Annotated in this window: 1 pseudogene; it reads right to left on the bottom strand. The window is 66.1% G+C overall.

Features of this window, described 5'->3' with window-relative positions:
* A pseudogene (locus ACZIRK_RS45790) lies at positions 1-224 on the bottom strand (transposase); the annotation flags it as partial.

The raw sequence follows: 224 nt of genomic DNA, 5'->3' as shown, positions 1-224 counted from the left end.
TGACGAACTCGGCTGCAAGACCCTCGACGAGGGGCTGGGCTTGTGGGGCATCGCCGGCTTGGCCTGCCGTCAGGAAGAAACGGACCGGACAGCCCAAGCCGCGGACGGCCATATGGATCTTAGTCGTCAGGCCGCCGCGCGATCGACCGATGGCCTGATTTTGAGCCCCCCTTTTGCGCCGCTGGCGTGCGGGTGGGCGCGGACGATGGTGGAATCGACGATCA

This window comes from Bradyrhizobium sp. Leo114 (genome assembly GCF_055229415.2).
The sequence above is the reverse complement of the archived record's forward strand: the minus strand, read 5'-3'. Positions and strand labels throughout refer to the sequence as shown.